Source organism: Aggregatibacter sp. (assembly GCF_057314075.1).
Genome location: NZ_DBHLAR010000010.1, coordinates 63,486 through 70,080 on the forward strand (window position 1 = coordinate 63,486; position 6,595 = coordinate 70,080).

General features: G+C 42.8%; 6 protein-coding genes and 1 pseudogene. 6 read left to right on the top strand and 1 reads right to left on the bottom strand.

Features of this window, described 5'->3' with window-relative positions; all coding sequences use genetic code 11:
• Positions 1–37: 37 nt before the first annotated feature.
• Positions 38–2,014 carry a 2',3'-cyclic-nucleotide 2'-phosphodiesterase gene (cpdB, locus tag ACO5E4_RS07395; protein ID WP_485862601.1) on the bottom strand — a complete coding sequence of 659 codons (1,977 nt, stop codon included), beginning with the start codon at positions 2,012–2,014 and terminating at the stop codon, positions 38–40.
• Between the two features lie 242 nt (positions 2,015–2,256).
• Here cpdB and ACO5E4_RS07400 point away from each other — a divergent pair, with 242 nt between their 5' ends.
• The 6 genes and pseudogenes from ACO5E4_RS07400 to ACO5E4_RS07425 all read left to right on the top strand — a co-directional run.
• Positions 2,257–3,156 carry a siderophore ABC transporter substrate-binding protein gene (locus ACO5E4_RS07400; protein WP_485862596.1) on the top strand — a complete coding sequence of 300 codons (900 nt, stop codon included), beginning with the start codon at positions 2,257–2,259 and terminating at the stop codon, positions 3,154–3,156.
• 75 nt (positions 3,157–3,231) lie between these two features.
• Positions 3,232–4,197 carry an ABC transporter permease gene (locus ACO5E4_RS07405; protein WP_485862602.1) on the top strand — a complete coding sequence of 322 codons (966 nt, stop codon included), beginning with the start codon at positions 3,232–3,234 and terminating at the stop codon, positions 4,195–4,197.
• Complete coding sequence (locus ACO5E4_RS07410; RefSeq protein ID WP_485862597.1) at positions 4,187–5,128, top strand: iron chelate uptake ABC transporter family permease subunit; 942 nt, start codon at positions 4,187–4,189, stop codon at positions 5,126–5,128. The genes ACO5E4_RS07405 and ACO5E4_RS07410 overlap by 11 nt, the downstream gene beginning before the upstream one ends.
• Positions 5,129–5,139: 11 nt before the next feature.
• A complete protein-coding gene (locus tag ACO5E4_RS07415; protein WP_485862598.1) occupies positions 5,140–5,898 on the top strand; it encodes an iron ABC transporter ATP-binding protein in 759 nt (252 codons plus the stop codon).
• Positions 5,899–6,064: 166 nt separating this feature from the next.
• Entirely contained in the window at positions 6,065–6,292 is a 228-nt protein-coding gene (locus ACO5E4_RS07420) for an integrase core domain-containing protein (RefSeq protein WP_485862603.1), read from the top strand.
• 236 nt (positions 6,293–6,528) lie between these two features.
• A pseudogene (locus ACO5E4_RS07425) lies at positions 6,529–6,595 on the top strand (HvfX family Cu-binding RiPP maturation protein); the annotation flags it as partial.

Below are 6,595 nucleotides of genomic sequence, written 5' to 3' on the forward strand. Positions count from 1 at the left end.
AAGGCACCCATCGGATGCCTTTTTTATTTGGGGAGAATTATTTGCCTGATAAATCAATTTGATATACCGCAAATCCCACTTCATCAGTACCCACCTGTTTCATTGGGTATTGAGCATTTTCTTTGATAAATTGCGCCGTTTGTTCGCTTGGTGACGTTTCAAAGCGGACATCTAATTTATCATTACCTTTGATCGGCACAAAGCGCCAGTTTTTGTCGGCACGTGGGTTCACTGCGCCGTCTTTTTCACTGGTAGCTTTGATGTAATCTGCCAACACTTGACGGTTTTCATCCGGTGATGCGTAAACAATGTGCTTGTCGCCGGTACCCGGGAATTTATTACCGTAAGCACGGTAGTTATTGGTCGCGATTAAGAATTCCGCTTTCGGATCCACCGGTTTGCCTTGGTAAGTCAAATTCACCACGCGGTGGGCATCCGGATTGATTAACTTACACTCGCCGTCATAACGTGGTGGTTGGGTTAAATCGTATTCATAATTGACACCGTCGATCACATCGAAGTTATAGGTGCGGAAGCCTTCCCAATCCAATAAAGATTGTGGTTTGTCGCTGGCAGGATCGATTTTCTTAAACATCCCCGCGCTGCATTCCAACCATTCTTTCAATTGTTCACCGCTGACTTTCACGACCACCAAGGTATTCGGATACAAGTATAAATCCGCTGCATTACGGAACGTTAACTCGCCTTTGTTCACTTCGGTGTAGCCTGTCGGATCGTTTTTACGTCCGCCCGCTTTAAATGGTGCGCCTGCACTTAAAATTGGCAAGCCGGCCATGGCAGGTACGCTTGAAGCAACTTTTTCCACATAAGCTTTTTGCGCTTGGTTAACAATTTGAATGGTTGGGTCATCTTGCACCAATGCCAAATAGCTATACATATTGTCGGTGGCTTTACCAATCGGCTGTGCCACGAATTTACGGGTCGCTTCATGAGTTTCTTTTAAAAGTGCGGTCACTTCCGGGTCATTTTCTGCCAACGCCTTTTTGTTTTCCGCATCATAAATCGGACGCAATACCGCTTTGCCGTCGGTCACAATCCATTTGCCATTATGCTCGCTCAACACCAAATCCACGACACTGATATTGTTCGCCCAATAGCCCGCCATACTTTCCGGCACACCTTTTACGGTGCCTTTGGCAATATCTGCGTTCGGTGATTTTGCAAACTCTTTGTTCGGGAACAAACGGTGGGAGTGACCGAAAATCACCGCATCAATGTGCGGCACATCCGCAAGATAGAACGCAGAGTTTTCTGCACCTTCATGATACGGCTCGTCAGATGGGCCGGTATGTGCCAACGCCACGATAATATCCGCGCCTTTTTTCTTCATTTCCGGCACATATTTTTGCGCACTTTTTACAATGTCGCGGGTTTCCACTTTGCCCGTTAAATTGGCTTTATCCCATACCATAATTTGCGGCGGCACAAAACCGATATAACCGATTTTTAACTTATGCGACTTGCCTTTATTGTCCACCACTGTTTTTTCCTGAATCACATAAGGTGTATAATAAGGCTCCTCTGTTCCCACTTTCACCACGTTGGCGTTCACAATCGGGAACTTCGCCTGTTTAATAGCATCGGCTAAATAATCCAAACCGTAGTTAAACTCGTGGTTACCCAATGTGCCTACTTCATAATGCATGGCATTCAAGCAATCCACCGCCGGGTTTGGCTTACCTTCTTTATAGCCCACTGCTGCTTGATAGTCAGCAATAGGGTTACCTTGAATTAAATCGCCGTTATCAACCAACACGCTGTTTTTCACTTCCGCACGAGCTTGACGAATCAAACTTGCTGCACGAGTAAACCCGAATTTCTCTGTCGGCGCGTCTTTGTAATAGTCAAAATCCGTCAAAAAACTGTGAATATCGGTGGTACCGATAATGCGTAAATCGACTTGGTTATCGCTTTTCGCAAACGCCATGCGATGGCAACTGAGCGCCAACACGCTGGTTGCACCGATTTGGATAAAACGTCTTCTATTCATGATAATAAACTCCTTCATTAGAGAAAATGGGTTAAAAGTTGGCGTTATTGTAAGGAAATTAAAGGGGCGTTGAAAGGAAAAGTGCGGTCAGAAAAATATTCGTTTTTTTAACCGCACTTTTATCTTTCCATCTTCTTCTCCGCATTGAGAAATAACGATTGTTTCCAACATTTACATTTACCTTTTGCTAAATTGAGATAGAATATATGAGAATAATTTTCAATTTCAAATAAAGAGGTTTTAGAATGTTGAAAAAAACATTATTAGCATTAAGTTGCATCACGATCGCTGTCTCTACTTACGCAAAAGAAATTACGATTCCAACGGCACGAGGAGAAGTGACATTAGCAGCACCGCCAGCCAAAATTGCAGTATTTGATACGGGAAGCCTTGATACCTTGCAAGCATTAGGTGTGAAAGTAGATGGTGCGGCAGATGTCGGCAAAATACTTCCTTATTTAAAACCAACCTTAGATTCGGCAAAAAATGTCGGTACCATTTTTGAGCCAAATCTTGAAGCCTTAAATGAACTTAAACCTGATTTAATCATTGTCGGCACCCGCACGGCGAAAAAATTTGATGATGTCAGCGCCATTGCAAAAACGATCGATTTAACCGATAACGGCGATAAATTAGTGGAAAGCGGCCTTCAACGCATTGACAGTTTCGGCCGTTTATTTGATAAACAAGCGGCTGCAGATAAGTTAAAAGGTGAATTGGAAACCTTATTAAAAGACACTAAAGCCGCCGTGAAAGACAAAGGCAACGGTTTAATTATTTTAGTCAACGGTGGCAAAATTTCCGCATTCGGTAGCGGTTATCGTTTAAGTTTTATTCATGATGAACTTGGCGTACCAATGGCAGATCCTAGCATTAAAGGTACCGGCCATGGCCAACCGGCAAGCTTTGAGTTTATTGAAAAAACTAATCCTGACTGGTTGTTTGTGTTAGATCGCATTTCTGCTATTGGCGAAGAGGGTAAAACCGCCAAAGACGTGTTGGATAATGAATTGGTTCGTCGCACTAAAGCCTGGAAAAACGGGCACGTCGTTTATCTCAGTAGCGCTTCCTACCTAGCCCCGGGCGGTGCGGAACAATTAAAAACGGACTTAAACGCGATTAAAACCGCTTTCGAGAAAAAATAATCACACTTATCGTTCTCTTCATTGTGTCAAACTAAGGCAATAATGAAGAGAACTTTTTATTGCCTAAAAAACGCCATGTCGAATATTTTTACCCTAAATCGGATAAATTTTTTCATTCTTGTATTACTCGCCGCATTAAGCATTACCGTGGGCGTAGCCGATTTCCATTGGTCTCAATTTTTTTCTCAGCCAGAACAAATGCAAGTCCTGCTAGTCAGTCGATTACCTCGTACCTTCGCCGTGATTTTAGTGGGAGCGACCCTTGGCGTGGCAGGCATGGTATTACAAATTGTCTTAAAAAATCGCTTTATTGAACCGGGCATGATCGGCGCCAGTCAAAGCGCAGCATTGGGGATTTTATTAACCAGTCTGCTATTTCCAAGCGCCGCCTTGCTTCTCAAAATGTCCTTCGCCACCGTCTCCGCACTCATTGGCATGGGCATTTTTACCTTATTGTTACAGCAATTACCGCCACATCAACGTCTCATGGTGCCGTTGGTGGGGATTGTGTTCGGCAATATTATTGAAGCGATGACCACCTTTCTTGCCTACGAAACAGACAGCTTACAAACCTTGTCCATTTGGTTTTCCGGCGATTTTTCCGGCATTTTGGCAGGACGTTATGAATTATTATGGCTTACCGCCGCCCTTGCTGTGGTGGTTTATATTATGGCCGATCGTCTGAGCATTACCGGACTGGGGAAAAATATCAGTACCGGCTTAGGAATTAATTACCGCCAAATGACGTGGTTTGCGTTAATTGTGGTGGCGATGATTACTGCGGTAGTCGTAGTCACCGTCGGGCAAATTCCCTTTATTGGCCTGGTTGTGCCGAATATTATTTCCCGCTTAGCCGGTGACCGATTACGCCAAAATCTGCCTTCGGTTGTGTTGCTCGGCGCCAATTTGGTCTTGGTTTGCGACATTATAGGTCGAGTCATTAATGCACCTTATGAAGTACCGATTTCGACCATTTTCGGCATTGTCGGTACATTGATTTTCCTCTATTTGTTATTTAAGGGGAAAGCCAATGCAAAATAATCGCGTCATGTTATTACTCGGTGCCTTACTCACGCTTGCTTGCGTCTTTTTTATGACCTATCACGCCAATGGTAACTGGGATTTCATTTTGCCGTTTCGTGGAAAGAAACTCTTGTTATTGCTGATAATGGCTTACACCATTGGCATATCTACATTACTGTTCCAAACCTTAACCAATAACCCGATTCTAACACCCAGCATTTTAGGCTTTGATTCCTTATATTTATTGGTGCAAAGCATTTTAGTGTTTTTCTTCGGCGGGATTGGATTTACACAACTCAATGTGGCCGGCAAATTTGCCTTTGAAACTTTGCTTATGTTGCTTGGCGCACTCCTGTTATTCCGTACACTCAGCAAAAACAACAGCGATCTCGCCCGCATGATTTTGGTGGGAATTATTTTCGGTGTGCTTTTCCGTAGTGTAAACAACCTGCTACAGCGCATGATCGATCCGAATGAATTCGCCGTTGCACAAGGATCTTCCTTTGCCAGTTTTAACACGGTGAACCCAACCTTATTATGGATTGGTACTGTCATTACATTGGTCAGTGCCCTGTGGATTTGGCAACAACGTTTTAAATTAGATGTACTCCTACTGGGGCGTGAACGCGCTATCGGATTAGGCTTGGAATATCATCAGTTCAGCCGCCAATTACTCATTTGCTGCGCATTTTTAGTGTCAATTTCCACCGCACTTGTGGGGCCGATTCTATTTTTAGGCTTATTGGTATGTGCCATCGTCAATGCCATCAGCCCGACCATGCATCACAGCATTCGCATCCCAATGACGTTTATGGTGTCGGCCATCACATTAGTAAGCGGTCAAGCCGTATTTGAACAGGTAATGAAGATGCAGGGTGTGCTTAGCGTGGTTATCGAGTTTGTCGGTGGATTGGTGTTTATCTATTTGATGTTAAGACGGGCAAAATAAAGGAATATCTTGTGATAAAAATTGAAAATATAACCTATAAAATTAATCAAGCGAAGATTTTAAATAACATTAATCTCACCATCCCAAACGGTGGCGTTACCGCATTGATTGGCGCTAATGGTGCCGGGAAATCCACGCTACTCTCTTTGGTTGCGCGCTTAAATCCGATTCAACAAGGGCAAATTTGGCTAAATGATATGGATATTGCCACCACCTCATCACGCATAATTGCGCAAAACCTGGCAATTCTGACCCAAGATAACGTGATTCATAGTCGCATTACGGTAAAAGATTTGTTGATTTTCGGTCGTTATCCGCACCATCAGGGGCGCCCGACGGAAGAAGACAATGCCATTATCCGCGATGCCTTACAACGTTTTGAATTAGCACCCTTAGCTAATCGTTTTCTTAGCGAACTTTCCGGCGGTCAACGTCAACGGGCGCTCATAGCCATGACATTTTGCCAACAAACCGATCATGTTTTGTTAGATGAGCCACTCAATAATCTGGACATGTTCCATGCACGTGAACTCATGCGTCTATTACGTCAACTCACTGATGAACTCGCACTAACAACCGTTATGGTGGTACATGATATTAATATGGCTGCCGCCTACGCTGACACCATTGTCGCCATGAAAAACGGTGAAATTGCCATGATTGGTACACCTACCGAAATTATCACGAAAGAAAACTTAAAATCTGTGTTTAATTTGGATGCAGACGTGTTGGATTATCAAGGGAAAAGATTAGTGATACATCATATTTGATAAATGGTGGCACGGCTTTTATAAAAAAGTGCGGTCGATTTTCACAACGTTTTTAAAACAGCTGCGGTATTATGTAGCAGTTGCACAAAGTCCGAAAATTGACTAATTTACCGCATAAATTTTCCATTTTTTCAAACTCAAGGTGTAGCTATTCCTCCCAACCTTCATTCAGGTAACCCAAAGTATGAGTCGCCAAGGTAACTGTTGGGATAATGCCCCAATGGAGCGTTGGTTCCGCAGCTTTAAATATGAATGGATGCAAGAAACCTTGGGGCAAGCGATGGACGATGTGAGAGCTTATGTGATGTATTACAATTTTGTTAGCCCACATCGTTATAATCAAGGTTTGCCGCCTGTTTTAACAGAAACAACCTATCGGGGACTGTTGAATTAGCTGATTACTACATTAATTAGTAAAAGATAAAAGGGCGAAGATTATTAGAATCTTTGCCCTTAATGTTATCTGCATTTTTACAAAAAATAATATTTTCAATTTTTTGAAAAAAAAGTGTAAGAAAAAAGGCTTATCTCCGACTAATAGAATAACAAGGAAGCATTTCCTACCATAATGAACTAAATAATTTCATAAAATAGCTAATCAATCAGAGGAAAAAAATGAAAGATTGTAAGATGCAAGGTATTAGCAGCGGCGTGAGTTTATTGATTTTACGCTTTTTTCTTGCGTGGGAGTTTTTAG